Annotated in this window: 19 protein-coding genes; 6 read left to right on the top strand and 13 right to left on the bottom strand. The window is 71.3% G+C overall.

The genetic code is table 11. The features are described from left to right. Nucleotides 1-36: 36 nt before the first annotated feature. The 4 genes from FHX44_RS31900 to FHX44_RS31885 all read right to left on the bottom strand — a co-directional run bounded on the left by FHX44_RS31900 (nt 37) and on the right by FHX44_RS31885 (nt 3,716). Nucleotides 37-336 (bottom strand): hypothetical protein, encoded by a 300-nt coding sequence (locus tag FHX44_RS31900; RefSeq protein WP_147259167.1) that lies wholly within the window; start codon nt 334-336, stop codon nt 37-39. A 160-nt stretch (nt 337-496) separates the two neighbouring features. Beyond that, a complete protein-coding gene (locus FHX44_RS31895) occupies nt 497-1,225 on the bottom strand; it encodes an HlyD family secretion protein (RefSeq protein ID WP_212612742.1) in 729 nt (242 codons plus the stop codon). Between the two features lie 39 nt (nt 1,226-1,264). Beyond that, the gene (locus tag FHX44_RS31890; RefSeq protein WP_170309121.1) at nt 1,265-2,824 is read right to left on the bottom strand and encodes an efflux RND transporter periplasmic adaptor subunit; all 1,560 of its coding nucleotides are present in this window, start codon (nt 2,822-2,824) and stop codon (nt 1,265-1,267) included. A gap of 232 nt (nt 2,825-3,056) precedes the next feature. Further along, complete coding sequence (locus FHX44_RS31885) at nt 3,057-3,716, bottom strand: TetR/AcrR family transcriptional regulator (protein ID WP_147259164.1); 660 nt, start codon at nt 3,714-3,716, stop codon at nt 3,057-3,059. A 96-nt stretch (nt 3,717-3,812) separates the two neighbouring features. On the opposite strand from FHX44_RS31885, the gene FHX44_RS31880 reads away from it, so the two are divergent. Then, a complete protein-coding gene (locus tag FHX44_RS31880) occupies nt 3,813-5,411 on the top strand; it encodes a DHA2 family efflux MFS transporter permease subunit (RefSeq protein ID WP_147259163.1) in 1,599 nt (532 codons plus the stop codon). A gap of 17 nt (nt 5,412-5,428) precedes the next feature. Here FHX44_RS31880 and FHX44_RS31875 read toward each other — a convergent pair whose 3' ends face one another. Then, entirely contained in the window at nt 5,429-5,878 is a 450-nt protein-coding gene (locus tag FHX44_RS31875) for a substrate-binding domain-containing protein (protein WP_170309120.1), read from the bottom strand. Here FHX44_RS31875 and FHX44_RS42405 point away from each other — a divergent pair. From FHX44_RS42405 to FHX44_RS31860, 4 genes are all read left to right on the top strand, one after another. Further along, the gene (locus tag FHX44_RS42405; protein WP_170309119.1) at nt 5,877-6,113 is read left to right on the top strand and encodes a hypothetical protein; all 237 of its coding nucleotides are present in this window, start codon (nt 5,877-5,879) and stop codon (nt 6,111-6,113) included. The genes FHX44_RS31875 and FHX44_RS42405 overlap by 2 nt on opposite strands. A gap of 231 nt (nt 6,114-6,344) precedes the next feature. Next, a complete protein-coding gene (locus FHX44_RS31870) occupies nt 6,345-7,661 on the top strand; it encodes an MFS transporter (protein ID WP_147259161.1) in 1,317 nt (438 codons plus the stop codon). 582 nt (nt 7,662-8,243) lie between these two features. Beyond that, entirely contained in the window at nt 8,244-8,924 is a 681-nt protein-coding gene (locus tag FHX44_RS31865) for a DUF3159 domain-containing protein (RefSeq protein WP_246170703.1), read from the top strand. A 63-nt stretch (nt 8,925-8,987) separates the two neighbouring features. Then, on the top strand, nt 8,988-9,707 hold the full coding sequence (locus tag FHX44_RS31860; protein WP_147261619.1) for a helix-turn-helix domain-containing protein: 720 nt from the start codon (nt 8,988-8,990) through the stop codon (nt 9,705-9,707). A 58-nt stretch (nt 9,708-9,765) separates the two neighbouring features. Here FHX44_RS31860 and FHX44_RS31855 read toward each other — a convergent pair whose 3' ends face one another. Then, nucleotides 9,766-10,578, bottom strand: coding sequence for an alpha/beta fold hydrolase (locus tag FHX44_RS31855; RefSeq protein ID WP_147259160.1), 813 nt, complete (start codon nt 10,576-10,578; stop codon nt 9,766-9,768). A gap of 72 nt (nt 10,579-10,650) precedes the next feature. Between FHX44_RS31855 and FHX44_RS31850 the strand changes: the two genes are divergently transcribed. After that, complete coding sequence (locus FHX44_RS31850) at nt 10,651-11,592, top strand: LysR family transcriptional regulator (RefSeq protein ID WP_147259159.1); 942 nt, start codon at nt 10,651-10,653, stop codon at nt 11,590-11,592. Between the two features lie 127 nt (nt 11,593-11,719). On the opposite strand, the gene FHX44_RS31845 is transcribed toward FHX44_RS31850, so the two are convergent. The 7 genes from FHX44_RS31845 to FHX44_RS31815 are packed head-to-tail and all read right to left on the bottom strand — an operon-like array spanning nt 11,720 to nt 18,666. Next, nucleotides 11,720-12,754, bottom strand: a complete 1,035-nt coding sequence (locus tag FHX44_RS31845; RefSeq protein WP_147259158.1) for an alcohol dehydrogenase catalytic domain-containing protein — start codon at nt 12,752-12,754, stop codon at nt 11,720-11,722. Further along, nucleotides 12,754-13,617, bottom strand: a complete 864-nt coding sequence (locus FHX44_RS31840) for an MBL fold metallo-hydrolase (RefSeq protein ID WP_170309118.1) — start codon at nt 13,615-13,617, stop codon at nt 12,754-12,756. Before FHX44_RS31840 ends, FHX44_RS31845 begins: the two co-directional genes overlap by 1 nt. Then, a complete protein-coding gene (locus FHX44_RS31835; protein WP_170309117.1) occupies nt 13,614-14,654 on the bottom strand; it encodes an aldo/keto reductase in 1,041 nt (346 codons plus the stop codon). The genes FHX44_RS31840 and FHX44_RS31835 overlap by 4 nt, the downstream gene beginning before the upstream one ends. Next, entirely contained in the window at nt 14,651-15,604 is a 954-nt protein-coding gene (locus FHX44_RS31830; protein WP_170309116.1) for a 2-hydroxyacid dehydrogenase, read from the bottom strand. The genes FHX44_RS31835 and FHX44_RS31830 overlap by 4 nt, the downstream gene beginning before the upstream one ends. A gap of 43 nt (nt 15,605-15,647) precedes the next feature. Beyond that, the gene (locus FHX44_RS31825; protein WP_147259154.1) at nt 15,648-16,655 is read right to left on the bottom strand and encodes a 2-hydroxyacid dehydrogenase; all 1,008 of its coding nucleotides are present in this window, start codon (nt 16,653-16,655) and stop codon (nt 15,648-15,650) included. Further along, nucleotides 16,652-17,449, bottom strand: coding sequence for an HpcH/HpaI aldolase family protein (locus tag FHX44_RS31820; protein WP_147259153.1), 798 nt, complete (start codon nt 17,447-17,449; stop codon nt 16,652-16,654). The genes FHX44_RS31825 and FHX44_RS31820 overlap by 4 nt, the downstream gene beginning before the upstream one ends. Nucleotides 17,450-17,469: 20 nt before the next feature. Further along, nucleotides 17,470-18,666: an enolase C-terminal domain-like protein gene (locus FHX44_RS31815; protein WP_147259152.1), complete on the bottom strand. Its 1,197-nt coding sequence runs from the start codon at nt 18,664-18,666 to the stop codon at nt 17,470-17,472. Nucleotides 18,667-18,778: the final 112 nt, after the last annotated feature.

The following is an 18,778-nucleotide window of genomic DNA, read 5'->3' as shown; positions in this document are numbered from 1 at the left end:
AGGGCGAGCAATGCCCCGGCCCGAGCCGCCGGCGGCTCAGGGCCGGACCGGATCCAGTGCCGCGCTGGTCGCCCGGCTGATCACCACCTCACCCGAGATCGTGTCGACCTCCTCGACCGCGAAGGCCGCGAGGCTCTCCCGGATCTGCCGAGCGCCCTGTTGCGCGCGCTCCAGGTGCACCGCCGATTCGAAGACGGTGATCGTCAGCAGAGTGTCGGGGCCCGTGCGCACCGCCTGGTAGCTGACGATCCCGGGAGGCACCTGGACGGCAGCCGCGGAAGCGCCACCACCCATCGCCTCGATCTGACGCGCAAACTGCACGTCGACGGTGCGCATCAGCTCGTCCATCGAACCCTCCATTCGGTAGCGGCGGATCATGACGCTCTTCCGGTCGCTCATCGGCTCCTCCTGCTGGAATTGCGAATGATGCCAACGATTGTAGGCCAACAGACGTTGGAGTCCGCCAGGCTCCGTTCGCCCCCGCAGCCTGCGGCGGTCACCCCTTGTGGATCTTCACGGTGACGCTCATGCCGGGCACGAGGGCGAGGCCCCGCGGGTCGTCGAGGGCGATCTCGACCGGGATCACCTGGGTGACCTTCTGGAAGTTCCCCGAGGTGTTGGACTCGGGCAGGACGGAGAAGACGCCGGCCGCGCCACCCTGGACCTCGCGGACGCGGCCGGTCAGGTTCCCGCCGGGGAACGCGTCGACCTCGATGTCCACGCGCTGGCCGACGCGGACGTCGTCGATGTCCGTCTCGTCCACCCGTGCCGTCACGTAGATCGTGGAGAAGTCGTAGGCGACCGCGAGCTGGGTGCCTGCCGTGACGAAGGCGTCCTCGACCGCGTTGTCGATCACGACGGTGGAATCGGCCGGCGCCCGCACCGGTATCTCCGGCTGGACGAACGCGCCCTGCATGCGGATCCGCCCGACGACGTGGTCCGCCGTCAGCCGCGCCCCCTCCCCCGCCGTCCAGTCGACGACGTACCCGCTGGTCGGCGCGTTGACCGAGATCTCGTCCCCGTCGACCTGGGCGTTGTCCGTGGTGACGTAGCTCTGCGCGTCGATCACGAACCACGCCGTGGCACCGCCGCCCAGCACCACCGCGAGTACCAGAACGACCAGCAGGCCGATACGGGTGGTGCGCCTCATCCTGCGGCGCCCCGCCGGCGAAGGGGATGCACCCTCGCTCGTCGCGATGGGCTCCGTGTCCGGGCCCTCAGTCATCGACACACCTCCATGGGATGACGGCTCCGACGCGCTCACTCATCGCGCGGCAGGCAGCAGCACCTGCTGCCCCTCCCGCAGGCCCGAGATCACCTGCGTCCGGTCGGGCCCCACCACTCCGGGATCGAAGGGAACCGGCTTCTGCGCACCGCCCGGCTCGACGACGGTCACCGTCGCGCGGCCGTCCTCCTGGCGCACCGCCGCACTCGGCACGGTCAGCACGTCGCCGATCTCCTCCGTCACGACGGTGGCACGCACGGTCTGGCCGTCCTTGAGCCGCGGATCGTTGCCGCTGATGATCATCGTGACGTAGAAGTTGACGACCCCCGAGACGGCGGTGCCGCTCGGGGCGACAGCGAGCACGGTGCCGGTCAGCGTGAGATCCGGGATGGCGTCGACCGACACGTTCGCCTTCTGGTTCGCCGCGATCCTCGCGGCGTCCGACTCGTTGAACGGGGCGACCACCTGGAACGCGTCGATGTCGTCCAGCACCAGGAACTGCGTGCCCCCGGGCCGGGCGGGATTCGCGACGGCGCCCATGGCGGCCTGCGCCGCCGACGGGCTCTCCACACCGGGGATCGCCGCGCCGCTGCCGGGCGCGAGCGCGCTGGTGCCGTTGCTCGGCGTGAGGTACTCGCCGACCGCCCCGTTGAGCGCGGAGACGGTGCCTGCCACGGGGGCGCGCAGGGTGGCGTCGTCGAGGTCACGCTGGGCCGCCGCCAGGGCGGCCTGGGCCGTCACGACCACGCCCCGCTGCTGCTCGATGTCGAAGGGGCGATCCGACTCCTCCGAGTTCGCGCTGTTGCGGGCGCTCACCAGCGCCTGCTCGGCGTTGGCGATCGCGATGTCGCCGTTCGCCTTGTCCACGTCGCGCTTCTCGACGGCGCTGTCCAGCGTGTTCTCGCTGGCCGTGACCTTCTGCTCCGCCGCGGTGACCGCCGCCTCGGCGGCGCTGCACGCGGGGTCGGTCGGGTCGAGGACGGGCAGCGATGCCTCGGAGGAGTCCTCGTCGTCCTCGCTGCCGTCGCCCGCTGAGTCGCCGCACGCCTCCCGGTCGCGCTCGAGCCGGTCCTCCGCCTCCTCGTGCGCCTCCCGGTCGGTCGCCAGTTGCCGCTCGGCGTTGTCGATCGCGACCTCGTCCGCGTTCAGCACCGCTTTCGCCTGCCTGCGCGTCGCGTCGAGGATCTCCTCGGCCTGCGAGACGGCGTCCTGCGCCCCCTCGACAACAGGCGAGTTGATCAGCCGGTCGAGCACGGCCTGCTGCGACCTCAGCTGCCCTTGCCGCTCGGCGAGGACCTGGCGGAGGAAGAAGTCGTCGAGGGTGGCCAGCACCTGGCCGGCCTCGACGCGATCCCCGACCTTCACGAACACGTTGGTGAGCTGACCGCCGTACCGGAACCCGAGGTTCTGCTGGCTGATCGCGCTCATCGAGCCGCTCGCGGATACGCCGGTGGTCACGGAGCCGCGCGTCACCGCCGCGGTACGCGGCGCCGACGGCTCCTCCCCCGTGCACCCCACCACGGTCAGTGCGACCACAACGGCTGCCGCCGCCTGCGCGGCCCGCCGCAGCTGGCCTGTACGCGCATGACGCCCGTCCATCTCCACGCTCCCCCCGCTGCCTCTGCCCTCGTCTTGCATTAGGTACTCGGAGTTCTCAATTTGAGATCGCTGGGAGCCTAGCGGCCGGGTCCTGTGCCAACACACGTAGGTCTCGGACACGCAGGGGAGACGGCTCGACCCGCAGGCACCGGCAGGCAAGGGTCAGCTCGATCCGGCGGCACCGGCTCGGAAGCGACTCCGGCTCGCCGCGGGGCGCGCCGGGGCCGGGGGGTCAGGCGCGCGTCAGCGGGACGACGACGGTGTCCACGATGTCGACCAGCAGCGCGTCCGGGATCGGGCCACCGCGCAGCAGGAAATGCTCGCGGAGCACGGAGGGGCCCACGTTCGCCACGAGCGGGGTGAGCGCCGCCGGCCGCACCTCGCCGCGAACGACGCCGCGCCGCAACGCCTCGAGCATGCTCGCGGTCACCGGCTCGATGAACCTCGCCCGGACGACGGCGCTCAGCTCCGGATCCTCCACCGTCTCGACCAGCAGGCCGCGCACGGCCACGCCGATCGGCCCGTTCAACACGGTGGCGATCCGGCGCAGGAAACCGAGCACGTCGTCGCGGACGCTGCCGACGTCGGGAACCTCCAGCGCCACCGGCACCGCGTGCTGCACCGCGTCCACCACGAGTTCGGCGCGACCGGACCAGCGGCGATACAGCGACCCCTTGCTCGCACCGGCCCGCTGGGCGATGCCCTTCATGGTCAGGTCGGCGTACCCGACGTCCACGAGCTCGGCCAGGGTGGCCTCGTAGATGGCGGAGTACAGCTTCTCTCCCCGCCGCCGGGACCCCTTGCGGTGATCGGGCGCTTCGACGGGCGGCGCGCCAGCGGAATCACGCTCGCGCTGCGCAACCGTGGTCCCACCCTCGCCCGCCGCTGCCATCGGAGCGAGCATACCCAAGGTGCCGTCAGTTTCGGTTTACGACTCCTCATCGACTCTATTAGAGAACTTCTAGATCTCTATGCGACGATGATGGGCATGACGGAGACAGCGAGCCGAGCGACGCCCTCCACGGGCCGGGCGGGCGAACGAACGCAGGAAGCAGCGGGCGCGTCGCCGGCACGAGGGGAGCCGCCCGACACGGGCCGGTCGTGGGTGGTGTCGCTGCTGGTGCTGATCGTCGGGATGTTCATGTCCGTACTGGACGTGACGATCGTGAACGTGGCGATCCCGGCCATTCAGGACGACCTCGGCACCACCACCGAGGACGTGCTCTGGATCGCCACCGCCTACACCCTCACCTTGGGCGTGGTTGTTCCGCTGAGCAGCTGGCTCGGTGACCGCTTCGGGCTGAGCCGGGTCTACATGGCGACGCTGCTCGGCTTCGCGGCCGGCTCCGCGTTGTGCGGCCTGGCCTGGAACCTGGACAGCCTCATCGCGTTCCGCGTGGTGCAGGCGGTGCCCGGCGGGATCATGCCGGTGGTCACCTTGACGATGGTGTACCAGATCGTGCCGCGGGAGAAGATCGGCATCGCGATGGGCATGTACGGGCTCGGCATCGTGTTCGCGCCCGCGGTCGGCCCGGTGCTGGGCGGCTACCTCGTCGAGAACGCCGACTGGCGGCTGATCTTCTTCATCAACGTGCCGATCGGCATCCTCGGCCTCGTGGCCGCGTACCTGCTGCTACCGGACTCGGGGCGCGGGCCGCGCCGCCCGTTCGACCTGCTCGGCTTCCTCACGATCGGGTCCGGCCTCTTCGCCATCCTCCTCGCCCTCCACGAAGGCGAGGACTGGGGCTGGACGTCCTACCCGGTGCTGATGCTGATCACGTTCGGGCTGCTCGGCCTCGCCCTGTTCGTGCTGATCGAGCTGGAGGTGGCGCACCCGCTGCTGGACGTGCGGGTGTTCCGCCACTGGGCGTTCACCAACTCACTGCTCCTGCTGTCCATCCTGACCATCGGGCTGTTCTCGGTGCTGTTCTACGTACCCGTGTTCCTGCAGCAGGGCCAGGGGCTGACAGCGTTCGAGGCGGGGGGGCGGATCCTGCCCCAGGCACTGGTGGTGGCGGTGATGATGCCGCTCTCCGGCCGGCTCTACGACAAGATCGGCGCCCGCCCACTGGCGATCACCGGCTTCGCGATCTCCGCCTACGGCACCTACCTGCTCTGCGGCATCAACCCCGACATGACACGCGGCGACGTGGTGGTGTGGACCTGCGTGCGCGCTGCCGGCATGGGCATGGCGATGATGCCGGTGATGACCGCCGGCATCGCCAGTCTCCCCAAGGAGAAGGTGAACGAGGGCAGCGCGCTCAACAACGTCACCCGCCAGGTGGCGGGCGCGATGGGCCTGGCCGTCCTGACCGCGATGGCGAGCGGGCGACAGGCCCAGGCGATGGCCGACCGCGCCGCGCTGCTGCCGGCCGCCACCACCGAACTACCCGCGCTCGGCCTCGCAGGCGGCGACGTCATCGGCATGTACGCCTTCGTGCAACGCACCCAGCTCGACGCACTGGCCTCCTCCTACAGCGACGTCTTCCTGGTGACCGCGCTGGTCACCCTGCTCGGCGCGCTGCTCGCGATTCCGCTGCGCGCCGGGCCGGCGAACGGACACGCAGGGGCACCACCCGAGCTGTGACCAGGCCGCCACGCCGTCTAGGTCATGTGACCGGACAGCTCGCCTGCCTTCGCCTGGACGAGCCTGCGGACGATGAGGGCCGCACGGGACGGCTGGCTGTCCTGACGCTGGGAGAGGCAGAGCGTGACGGGCTGACCGTCGCGCAGCGGTAGCCACGCGAGGTCGTGGATGTCGGCCGACGTGTCGAACCGCGCGAGGATGCCCAGCCCGGCACCCTCGCCGACCATGACCTTGACGGTGCGAGCCGACATGGCCTCGACGACGATGTCGGGACGGGCGACGTGCCGGTGCAGCATCTCCCACAGCACGGTTCCCGATCTCATGGCCACGATGGGCCAGGTCTCGAGGTCGCGCCACCCCAGCTGCCCGCGGGAGGCGAGCGGGTGATCGACGCGGACGTAGACGCCGACCGGGGCCGAGACGAGCGGCACGCGTCGTAGTCCCGCCGCGGCAGGAGCCGTCGGCATGCTGATGACCGCGAAGTCGGTGGCCGCCGGTGTGTCGCCGGTGGGCGGAGTGCTCGCGCTCGCTCTCGCCTCGATCCTCGTCGACATCAATCCCCTCGGGATCACCGGCGGGTTGATCCTCGGCGCCGCCGAGCCGTCGGTACGGCCCCGCCTCTTTCGCCAGCTCCTCACCTACGGCCTGATCTCCGTCGTCATCGCACCCTTCCTCGCGTGGCTCGCCTTCGGTGGGTGGTAGCCACCCGCACATCGAGGACCGGTTCGGAAGGGAATGCCCGTGCGCACCCGTATACGACGTCGTCCGGTTCACACCTTCGGCGAACGGATCGTCGAATTCGCATTCGGTCGCAGGAGCGAGCCGGGTTCCGTCGCATGAGAAGACGTCTGTTCCTGCCGACGTCCGGGCACGTATTCTCCTTGATCAAGCGAAACGGAGAGTCCGCATAGCGGAACACAGAGGGGTTCACCGATGCATCCTGCTCCGCCCGCACTCGACCCGGTCCGCACGCGCAGGGTCGCCATGGCCACCCTGATCGGCACGTCCATCGAGTGGTACGACTTCTTCGTCTACGGCGCGGCGGCCGCGCTGGTGTTCGGCAAGCTGTTCTTCCCGACCGCGAACCCGCTCACCGGAACGCTGCTCGCATTGTCGACGTTCGGCGTGGGCTTCGTCGCCCGCCCGGTCGGCGGGGTGGTGTTCGCGCACTTCGGCGACCGGATCGGCCGCAAGTCGATGCTCGTGCTGTCCGTGCTGTTGATGGGCGGCGGCACCTTCCTCGTCGGGCTGCTGCCCACCGCCGAGACGATCGGGGTGGCCGCACCGATCCTGCTGGTCCTGCTGCGCATCGTCCAGGGCATCGGTCTCGGCGGCGAGTGGGGTGCTGCCGCGGTGATGGCGGTCGAGCACGCGCCGCCAGACCGACGCGGGTTCTTCGGCAGCTGGCCGCAGGTGGGGGTGCCGGCCGGCATGCTGACCGCCAACCTGGCGCTGCTGATCATGTCCGGCAGCATGCCCGAGGAGGCGTTCCTGTCCTGGGGCTGGCGGGTGCCGTTCCTGGCCTCGATCGTGCTGGTCGTGGTCGGCATCGTGATCCGGCTCAAGGTGCACGAGTCACCGGTGTTCGAGCAGGCCAAGGCGGCCGGGAAGATCGAGCGGCTGCCGGTGCTCGCGGTGCTGCGGAAGCAGCCGACGAACGTGCTGCGCGCGGCGGGCCTGAGGTTCGCCGAGAACAGCACGTTCTACATCCACACGACGTTCGTGCTGACCTACGGCACGACGCAGCTCGGCATGGAACGCGGCGATCTGCTGCTCGCGGTGATCATCTCGTCGGCTGTCGGGCTGGTCAGCCTGCCGTTCTACGGCTGGGCCTGCGACCGTTTCGGTCGCCGGCCGGTCGTGCTCTGGGGTTCACTGGTCCTGCTCGCCATGAGCTGGCCGTACTTCTGGGCGCTCGACACCCGGTCGTTGCCGATCATCGTCCTGGCGACCGTGGTGGCGGTGAACGTCGGCAACAGCGCGGTGTACGCGCCGCAGCCGGCGTACTTCTCCGAGCTGTTCGAGCCGGAGGTGCGCTACAGCGGGGCGTCGATCGGGGCGCAGGCGGCCAGTGTCTTCGCGGGCGGCCTCGCCCCGGTGATCGCGACCGCACTGCTGAACGCCACCGGCGGGTACGACCTGATCGCCCTCTACATGTCGGCGATGGTGATGATCACGATCGTCACCGCGCTGTTCTCGCCCGATCCTTACGGTGCGTCGCTGCGCCGCCGCGAGCAGGTGGTCACATGACCCGCCCAGTTCCTCGACCCAACCCAGCCACCCCGCCCAGATGCGGGCTCGGGGCGAACCGGATCGACACGACAGTAGCCCCGAGCCGGGCGTGAGACAGCGCGGCCCGAGCTGGGAACGGCGCGCCCACGAGACGGACCACCCCGGCAGCGGCACCCGGGGTACGTTCCGCGGAACGCACCGCGATCGCGTACGGCTCGGTCAGCGACCGCATTCCCCGCGTCGCCCCACCGATACCGGAGCGATCCGGCTCGATCCAGGCCGTCGGAGTCGACGTCGTCGCGAACACCATTTGTCGTTGCGCCGGACAACAGCGTGGCGAGGTCCCGGATAGCGCGCCGTCCGAACGCGCGGGCGTGCTGTTTCCCGCGAACCCTCTTCGGAGATCGGCTGCACCGAAACCCGTCGGATATCTCCGATCCGCCAGTACGCGCGCCCGGGTCGGTGACCGTCGCCGAGCCCGTGGGCGTCGAACTGCGCCGCCGTGGCTCTCGTCACACCGCCCTCGTCTTGAGTGTGCCGCTACGGCACGAGGTCTCCTGGGGCCACCGCAGCACCACTCACCGACGGAAGGACGGACCCGTGATCGACCAGAGGCGTGGCCGCGAGACGGACCTGCCCACCAGGCCGGAGCCCGCCGCGGCGCAGCCGACGCTGCTCGACCACATGGGCGGACCGATGGGTTTCGTCTACTCCACCGTCCCGGTCGTCGTGTTCGTGGCGGCCGGCGCGTTCCTGCCGCTACCGATGACGATCGGCGTCTCGCTCGCGGCCGGGCTGGCGCTCACCGGGTTCCGGCTGCTGCGCGGGGAACGCTTCACCTCGGCGATCGGCGGGCTGCTCGGCCTCGCGATCGCCGTGGGCATCGTCGCCTGGACCGGGTCGGCGAAGGACTTCTTCGTGCTCGGGATCTGGATGGCGCTGGCCGGCTTCGTCGTCACCTTCGGTTCCGTACTGGCCCGCAGGCCGCTCACCGGCGTGATATGGAACCTGATGCACGGCAACGAGCACGCCTGGCGCGCCGACGCGGTCACGCTGCGCGCGCACGACGTCGCCACCCTCGCCGCGGCGGCCGTGTTCGGCGCCCGGTTCGTCGTCAAGGAGTGGCTCTACCTCGCCGACTCCACCACGTGGCTGGCCATCGCCAAGATCATCATGGGTACCCCGCTGACGGTGCTGGCCGCGCTGGTCGTCCTCTGGGCGTTCCGGCGCACCACCGAGCGCCTCGTCCCGCAGCAGCGGACGCGCCCGACGGGATCGTGACCGGACCCCGAGTCCGACAGCGGGCCTTGACCATGCCGTGACGGCATGGTGTGGACTGCAGGCATGGCCTGGAGCACGCGGGAGATCGCCGAGCTCGCCGGCACCAGTCTGCGGGCGGTTCGGCACTACCACGAGGTCGGGCTGCTGGCCGAACCCGAGCGACGCGCCAACGGCTACAAGCAGTACGGCGTCTCGCACCTGGTCCGGCTGCTGCGCATCAAGCGCCTCACCGACCTCGGATTCTCGCTGTCCCAGATCGCCGCGATGGGCGACGCCGACGACCATCCGCAGGAAGCTCTGCGCACCCTCGACGCCGAGCTCGCGGCCACCATCGAGCGCCTCCAACAGGCCCGTCTGGACCTCGGCCTGATCATGCGCCAGTCGCTGCCGACCGACCTGCCGCCCGAGTTCGCCACGGCCGCCCGGGTGCAGATGTCCGACGCAGACCGATCACTGATCACGGTGATGACGCGGGTCATCGGATCGGCCCCTCGCCAGGCCTACGCGGACATGTTGCAGAACCTCTCCGACGAGCCCGTGAACAGGGAGTTCGACACGCTGCCCCCCGACGCCGACGAACAGACCCGCCGGGACCTCGCCGAGCGCATGGCGCGCTACGTCCGGGAGCTGTTCGACGCCTACCCCGACCTGCGCGCACCGCACATCGACGCTCCTCGCGGCGAGGCCTTCGCCATGAAGACGATCGGCAAGGCCCTCAGGGACCTCTACAACCCCGCACAGCTCGACGTCATGCGGCGCATCAACACGCTGCTCGACCCGTAGCCGCCGGGTGCCGCGGTTGCCCGGGATCGCCGTTCCGGCGCTCACCCGCCGGCGCCCGTCAGGACCGTTCGGTGAGAAAGGTCAGTACGGCGTCCAGGAACTCGGCCTGCCGTTCGACGTTCGCCATGTGCACCGTGGGCAGCACGGTGAACCGCGCGCCGGGAATCGTGGCGGCGAGCTCCTTCCCGTGGCCTGCGGACGTGACGGTGTCGTGCTCGCCCGCGATCACCAGTGCGGGGTTGGGGATGATCGCAGCCGTGCGGCGCAGGTCGTAGTCGCGCACCGCGGCCCAGCTGCCGGCCACCCCCTCGCGCCGCGTGGCGAGCAACGTGCGGCGGAAGCCCTCGACGACCTCGTTGTCGCCCTCCAGCATGTGGGCCGGGAACCAGTTGCGCAGGAACATCTCGGCGGTGGCGCGCATGTCGGGGGCCTCCAGCAGCTCGGCGATCGGCCGGTCCCACTGCTGCGGCGGGCCGAGGTACGCGGCGGTGTTGGAGAGCACGAGGCGGTCGATGCGCTCCGGCACGTGGATCCCCAACCACTGCGCGACGATTCCGCCGAGCGACAGACCGAGCACGTGCACCCGCTGCAGGCCCAGCGCGTCCAGCAGCTCCACCACGTCGCGCCCCAGCCGGTCCAGCGAGTACGGGCCGCTCGGGACGTCGGAGGCGCCGTGGCCGCGCGCGTCGTAGCGCAGCAGGCGGAAGTGCTCGGTGAGGGCCGGCACCTGGCCGTCCCACATGTGGAGGTCGGTACCGATCGAGTTCGACAGCAACAGCACCGGCAAGCCCTGCTCGCCGTCGAAGCGGTAGGCGATGCGGACGCCGTCACCGGTGGTGATGGAGGAGGAGGTGGAGGGCTGAGCGTTCATGCCCTCAGCCTAGGAACGCCGTTGCAGATTGCCATTACAAAGATCAGACGTGCTCTGTAGGCTGACTCGACAATGTCCCGCTTCACGCTCCACGAGTTGCAGTGCTTCGACGCCGTCGTGAGCGACGGCGGCTTCCAGGCCGCCGCCGAGCGGCTGCACCGCTCGCACCCTTCGGTGTTCGCGGCCGTGGCCAAGCTGGAGCGCCAGCTGGGACTGGACCTGCTCGACCGCTCGGGCTACCGGGTGCAGCCCACCGAGGCCGGACGCGCCTTCCACCGCAAGGTGCGCTTCCTGCTGCACGAGGCCGAGGACCTGCAGACGTACGCCGCACAGCTGGCGATGGGCGAGGAGGCCGAGCTCCGCGTCGTGCTCGGGGACCTGTGCCCGTTGCCGCCGGTACTGGCGCTGCTCAGCGGCTTCTTCGGGCAGCGTCCGCAGACGCGGCTGCACCTGCAGTTCGAGACGATCACCGGCCCCTGGGAACGGCTGCTGGAGGACGAGGCCGACCTGATCGTGCACCGGGTCCCCAAGAGCGACGTCCGGATGGAGTGGATCGACCTCGGGCGCGTCGCGATGGTGCCGGTCGTGGCGCCCGGATTCCTGCCGTTCCCCCCGTCCGCCGACCTCACGCCGCAACGGATGCAGGCCTTCACCCAGTGCGTGATCCGGGACTCCGCGCGGCACCCGGCCGAGCCGGGCCATTTCCTCGTCGAGGGAGCGCCCCAGTGCTCCGTGCCGGACCACCTCATGAAGAAGGAGCTGGTCCTGCACGGCATGGCGTGGGGGCACCTGCCCCGGTTCATGATCGAGGCGGAGTTGCGCGACGGGCGCCTGCTGTCCATCGCAGGCCGGCATTTCCCCGGAGTGGTCGAGGACCTCGCGGCGGCGCGCAGGCGCGACCGGCCGCACGGGCCGGTCGGCGACCAGCTGTGGGCCTTCCTGGCCGACCACGCACCGGTCCTGCAGCCGCGGCTGGGCCGGGTGCCCAGGGCGAAGGGCGTACCAGCGGCATGACGAGCGGCGCAGCCCGCGCCGAGCAGGACACCAGCGCCCTCGAAACCGCACTGCGGTGCTGCCGGGACCGATCGTGGTGCGACCGCTCGGCCGGGAACGGTGCGCCGACGCGAAGACGTCCTGTCGATCACGCGGTGAAGTGGACGACCGCCTTGATCCGCTCGGGGTCGGTGTCGAACGCGGCAGGCCAGCTCTCGAGCGGCACGCAGTCGGTCAACAGCCCGTCGAGCCACGCCGGGTCGGCGCGGCGTAGCGCGGCGTGTGCCGCCTCGAAATGCCGGCGGTTGGAGTTGACGGTGCCGATCAGCGTGCGGTTCCGGGAGATCAGCCTGCGCGCCAGGTCGGCGGGGTTGATCGCGCCCGCCGATCGGACGTCTCCGGCGCCGACCAGGCAGGCGGCTCCGCCGGGTGCGGTGCGCTCGACGGCCTCGGCGAGGAGGGCGCCGCTGCACTCCACGACGGCGTCGAACGTGCCGCGCGCGGATTCGGGTGAGGAGTGGTAGGTGGCGCCCAGAGCGCGAACCTGCCGCGGCTTCGGACCGTGTGCCAGCCGGTCCACGACGTGGACGTCCAGGTCGCGCTGCACGGCGAGGAAGGCGGCGAGGAGACCGATCGGGCCGGCCCCCAGGATCAGGGCCCGTCGCCGGGGTCGCCGCACCGCGTGGTGGTCGAGCAGCTCCCAGGCCTTCGCGACCACGCTGGTGGGCTCGAGCAGCACACCGGCCAGGTCGAGGGCGGGGTCAACCCGCACGGCGTAGTCGGGTTCGAGCCGGAACCGTTCGGAGCCGAACCCGTCCCGGCCGAGGATCCCGCGCTCGGTGAACCGGCCGTTCTCGCAGAGGTCGAACTGGCCCGCGGCGCAGGAGGCGCACGGAACCGGGTCGGGGCGGCGCACGATGCCGACCACGAGGTCGCCCGCCGTGACGGGCGACCCGGGAGGTGCTTCCAGCACCCGGCCCAGTGACTCGTGGCCGAGGATGAGCCCCGTACGGCCCGCCGGGATCTGCCGAGGCCCCTTCGCGACGATCTCGCGGTCCGTCCCGCACACGCCCAGGGCGACGGCCTCCACGAGGAGGTCGCCGTCATCCGGCGCGGGTTCGGGGACGTCGTCGAGCACGAGGGTGCCGCCGTGCTCGTGCTGGTGGACGCTGAGCGCGCGCATCAGGCCGCTCCCTGCCCGAACCGGCGGAGCCCGATCGGGCGTGCCTTGCTCGGAACGAGCACGGTCAGCTCCGGGTGGTCGCGTTCGGCCAGCGCGACCGCGCGCGAGGGGTGGCCCGGGTTGCCCTCGAACATGTCCCAGTGCATCGGGACGAGCACCTCGGCTCCCGCGCGCACGGCGAGCTCGACCGCCTCCTCGGCGGACATGTTGCCGACGATGCCGCGCGCCTCGCGCTCGGCGTCGCGGCCGTTGACGGGCAGCAGCACGACGTGCGCCTCCAGCCGGGCGAGCTCCTCCGCCAGGCCGGGGTAGGCCAGGCAGTCGCCGGAGTGGTAGATGCGCGTGCCGGCGAGGTCGAGGACGTAGCCGAGGAAGCGCACCAGCCCGCCGGACAGCGCCGCGCCGGTGCCGTAGGCGTCCGCCATGTCGACACCGTGGTGCGCTGCGAGCGGGTCGACCCGTACCGATCCGATCGTGACCGGCTGGCCGGGCTGGGCCGGTTCGATCAGCTCACGGCGGATCCCGAGCGACTCGAGCCGGTCGGCCACCGGCTCCGGCACCACCCACCGGGCCTCCGATCCGGCCTCGGCGAAGGCGCGGGCGACGTCGACGTCGAGGTGGTCGCCGTGCTCGTGCGTCACCAGGACGGCGTCCACCCCGGCCGCGTCGGCCGCGGGGAACGGCGGCGGGAACCGGCGCGCCCCGCCCGGGGTCAGGTAGGGGTCGACCAGAACCGTCGCGCCTGGGCCGCGGAGCAGGAACCCGGCCTGCCCCAGCCACCACAGCAGCACCTCGCCCTCGCCGAGCGGCACGCCCGCCGCGTCGGCGAACGACCAGGCCCGGGTGCGCGCTGCCGCCGTCATGCCGGCGTGGGGGCGTCGGGGGCCAGCAGGCCCTCGTCCCGGAGCGCGGTCCACAGCTGCGTCGGGACCTCGCGGGAGAAGGCGTCGAGGCATGACTGCGCCTCGTCGGCGTTCTTCACCCCGGGGATCACGGCGGCGACGGCCGGGTGCCCGAGCGGGAACTGCAGCGCGGCCGCGGGCAGCGGCACGTCAAACGAGGCGCAGACCTCCTGCAGGCGGCGGGCCCGTTCCCGCTCCTGCTCGCCCGCCTCCCGGTAGTAGTAGGTCGCGCCGGCGGCCGGGCCGGTGGCGAGGATCCCCGAGGCGAACGGCTGGCCGATCACGACGCCGACCCCGCGCTCGGCGCACCGGTCGAGCTCCGCCAGGCCGCCCTGCTCCATCAGCGTGTACGGGCCCGCGACGAGGAACACGTCCGGGTCGAACCGGTCCAGCCAGTGCGACACCAGCCCGATCTCGTTGATGCCGAAGCCGACGCCGCGGATCACGCCCTGCGCCTTGAGGTCCTGCAGTGCCGCCCAGCCCGACCGCAGGAGGTCGTCGGTGTGGGCCTCCATCCGCGCCTGCGGCGCGAGGTGGACCGTGTCCAGGTCGTGCACGAGCACCAGGTCGACCGCGGAGACGCCCAGCCGCTGGATGGAGTCCTCCAGCGAACGGAGGACGCCGTCGCGGCTGTAGTCGTAGTGCACCTCCCAGGTCGCGCGGTCGCCCATCGCGATCCGGGCCGACGGGCGCTGCACCGAGCGGGCCGGGCGGATCAGGCGCCCGACCTTCGTCGAGAGGACGAACGGCTCGTCGCCCTGGCCGCCGGAGCAGCGTCCGCCGAGATAGCGGCCCAGCCGCTGTTCGCTGATCCCCCGCCCGTAGAACGGGGCGGTGTCGTAGTAGCGGACGCCGCCCGCCCAGGCCGCGTCGAGGGCGGCCACCCCGTCCTCCTCCCGGTACTCGGACCGGGGCGGCTTGAGCGCGCCCCCGCCGAAGCCGAGCTGCGTGACCTCGACCCCGGTGCGTCCGACCTCCCGTGTCGCCGCCGGCTTCACGACGGGACGGGGGTGATGGCCTTGCCCGTCGAGAACCACGAGCGGATGTTGTCGATCACGCACTGGTCCATGTCGCTGCGGGTCTCGAACGTGTTGCTCGCGATGTGCGGCACGAGCACGACGTTGTCGGCCTCGACCAGCGGCTGCGGGACGTTCGGCTCGTCGTCGAAAACGTCGAGGCCCGCGCCGCCGATCGTGCCGTTCGTGACGGCGTCGACCAGCGCCTGCTCGTCGACGAGCCAGCCCCGGGCGACGTTGACGAACACGCCCTCCGGGCCGAGCGCCGCGAGGGTCTCGGCGTCGACGACGTGGCCGACGCCCGGCCCGCCCGCCGCGCACAGGAACAGGAAGTCCGACTCGCGCGCGAGCTCGACGCCGGTGCGGTGCAGCCGGTACTCCACGTCGGGCGCCGGGCGCGGGTCGTAGTAGGCGATCTGCATGTCGAACGCCTCGAGCCGCTTGGCGAGCATCCGGCCGATCCGGCCCATGCCGAGGATCCCCGCGCGCTTGCCGGAGAACCGCCTGCCGGACGCGGCCGCGCCGCCTGCCGCCCAGTGCCCGGCGCGCACCCAGCGGTCGCCCGCCGTGATCCGGCGGGAGACGTCCATCGCCAGCACCACGGCGGTGTCGGCGACGTCCTCGTACAGCACCGGGGTGGTGGTGACGACGATGCCGCGTTCGCGGGCGGCCGCGAGGTCGGTGCGCTCGAGCCCGACCCCGAACAACGTCGTGATCTCCAGCTTCGGCAACGCGTCCATCATCGCCGCCGACAGCCCGATCATCGGGTTCGACAGCGCGCCCCGGACGCGCTCGGCCGCGGGCCCCAGCGAGCCCGCGATGTCGTCGAGCGATGCGACCTCGTGCAGGGTGAACTCGGCGCCGAGCGCTTCGAGCACGGCAGGGCGTTGCCTGCCGATGACGGCGATCTCGACCCGATCCGGCGTGCTCACGAAGACCCCCATGGGTATCGGGAGACGGATGTCTCCTTGCTGGTCATGGACGCTCCCCCGGCGCCGCGATCCGATCGGCGACCTCGGGGTTCACCAGGTTCTCCGGCCGCTTGCCGGACAGCGCGTCGCGGACGTTGCGGGCAGCCATCCGGCACATCTCCCGGCGGGTGGTTCCGGTGGCGCTGCCCAGGTGCGGCAGCAGCACCACGCGCTCGCGCAGCTGCAGCAGCTGCGGGTCCACCTCGGGTTCGCGTTCGAAGACGTCCAGGCCCGCCCCGGCGATCACGCCGTCGCGCAGCGCGGCGGCCAGCGCCGCCTCGTCGACGATCGGGCCGCGCGCGGTGTTGATCAGCATCGCACTCGGCTTCATCTTCGCGAACGCCGCGGCGTCGAACCGGTGGCGCGTCGAGTCGGTGAGCGGCGAGTGCACCGACACGAAGTCGCTGCGGGCCAGGAGCTCGTCGAATTCCACGTACGTCACGCCGAGCGTGCGCTCGTCCTCGGCCGGCAACCGCTGCACGTCGTGGTACAGCACGGTCATGTCGAAGCCGCGGGCCCGTCGCGCCACGGCCCGCCCGATCTGGCCCAGCCCGAACAGCCCCAGCGTGGCTCCGAAGACGTCCACGCCCATCTGTTCCTGCTTGATCCGCCAGTGCGTGTACTTCCCCGCCCGCAGGAACGCGTCCCCCTCCGGCACCCGGCGGGCGGTGGACAGCAGCAGCGTGAACGCCAGGTCGGCGGTGGCGTCGGTGAGCACGCGCGGGGTGTTGGTGACCGCCACCCCCGCGCGGGTCGCCGCTGCCACGTCGATGTTGTCGAAGCCGACGGCGACGTTGGCGACCACCCGCAACCGCGGGCACGCCGCGAGGAACTCCGCATCGATCCGGTCGGTGAGCAGGCAGATCAGCCCGTCGTAGTCCGCGGCCGCCGCCCGCAGCTCGGCGGCGGGCAGCGGCCGGTGGTCGCGGCGCAGGTCCACCTCGATGCCGGTGCCGTCGAACTCCTCGAGGGCCTCCTCGAGGATCTCCTGCGAGACGAGGACGCGAGTCATGCGTACTGCCCCGTCGCCGGGACCTTGATCTCCCGGCCGCCCTCGAACGCCTGCGCCACCACCGCCGTCGCCGCCGAGCGCATCAACGCGGCGTCCGAGCCGACGGTGAACATCCCGTAGCCGCGGGCGTGCCAGCGGCGCACGGTCTCGACGCTGTCGCAGTGGATGCCCGCGACGACCCCGTGCCGCCGGCAGGTGTCGACGATCCGGTCGATCAGCTTCTCGTGCTCGGGGTTCTCGACCTTCAGCGTGGGCGTCATGCCGTGGCCGAGCGCGAGGTCGGACGGGCCGACGTACACCGCGTCGACGCCGGGGACCTGCAGGATCTCCTCGAGGTTCTCCACCCCGCCGGGTGTCTCGATCATGACTGCGACGATCGTGCGCCGGTTGGCCGACTCGGGGCTGTAGTCCGGCACGTCGAGCGCGGCCCGGATCGGGCCCCAGCTGCGCATGCCCATCGGCGGGTACTTCGCGGCCGCGACCGCCGCCTTCGCGTCCTCGACGGTGCTCACCATCGGCACGATCACGCCCTGCGCGCCGGCATCGAGGGCCTTCATGATGTGGTCGGGCTGGTTCCACGGCACCCGCACGAACGCGGGCGTCCGAGTGATCGACAGCGCCTGCAGCATCGGCATCATCTCGTCGTAGCCGATCACGCCGTGCTGGGTGTCGATGCAGACCCAGTCGAAGCCGCAGCGGCCCATCATCTCCGCCGAGAACGAGCTGGGGATCGAGCACCAGCCGCCGATCGTCGCCTCGCCGCCGTCCCACAGCTCCCGCAGTGTCCTACCCATCTGTCCTCCCTGGTCGGCATTCACGCGAAGGTCAGCTCCCGCTTGCTCTCGATCTTGTTCACGTCCAGGTCCATGCCCAGGCCGGGCTCCGTCGGCGGTGTCACCTTCCCGTCCACCGGGTGGACGGGGTGGGCGAGGAACCACTGGTGGATGACGTTCCACTTCAGCAGGTACTCCACCATCGGCGTGAGCGTCACCGGCTGGGCGAAGCTGAAGTGCGTGTTGGCGGGCACCGAGTGGCCGTGCGGGATCAGCTGCACGTCGTACGCGCTCGCCAGCGCCGCGATCTTGAGCATCTCGCTGATGCCGCCCGCCCAGTACGTGTCGGGCTGGTAGATGTGCATGGCGCCCGCGGCCATGAGCTGGTGGATGCCCCAGCGCGTGTACTCGTGCTCGGCGCCGGACACCAGGATCCCGGTGCGCATCCGGCGGGTGATCTCGGCGTAGGACTGCGGCTTGTCCGGCAGCACCGGCTCCTCGATCCACCGCGGCGCGTACTCGGCCAGGCGGTCGACCATCTGCAGCGTGTACGGCACGTCCCAGGACATCCAGGCGTCGACCATGATGTCGACGTCGGGCCCGACGGCCTCGCGCAGCGCCGCGACGAGCGCGACGTTCGCCGCCATCCCGGCCTTGCCGTCGGTCGGCCCGTGCCGGGGGAACCACTTGGTGGCGGTGAACCCCTGCCCCGCGATCTCGGCGGCCCGCTCGCGGGCTCTGTCCAGTTCGAGCGAGTAGCCGAGTGCCGAGGCGTACGCGGGGATGGAGTCCCTGGTCGGCCCGCCGAGCAGCACGTACACCGGGACGCCGAGGTGGCGGCCCTTGAGGTCCCACAGCGCGCAGTCGAGCGCGCTGATCGCCAGCATCTCCACGCCCTTGCGGCCGTGCACCGCGTGGCGGTACATGACGTCCCACAGGTACTCCGTGGCGAGCGGGTCCTGGCTCATCAGCAGCGGCGCGAAACCCGTCTCGATGACGTGGGCCTGCTCGCGCGTGATCGGGCCTGCCGTGCCGGTGACGCCCACGTCGGTCTCGATGTGCACGAACACCGAGGTCATGCGGTAGGAGCCGGAGCCGGCCCGCGGCAGGAACCACGGTCCCTCGGCCTGGAACTGCGGATAGATGTCGACCGGGCGGATCAGGCGCTCCTCCCAGAACGCGCCCGGGTGATCGAGGGTCCCGCTGTACTCCACGCAGCGAACGGCTGCGATCTTCACGGTCGGTTCTCCTTCGTCGTCCGGCTCATCCCACCTCGAACAGCTCGAGCTGCTCCTGGATCTGCCGCAGCGCCGCCTGCAGCGCACCGGGGCCCGGCGGCGTCGGGCACGG

This window comes from Pseudonocardia hierapolitana, assembly GCF_007994075.1.
In the GTDB taxonomy this organism is placed as follows: Bacteria; Actinomycetota; Actinomycetes; order Mycobacteriales; family Pseudonocardiaceae; genus Pseudonocardia; species Pseudonocardia hierapolitana.
Note: the sequence above shows the minus strand (reverse complement) of the source record. Positions and strands in the feature narration are given on the sequence as shown.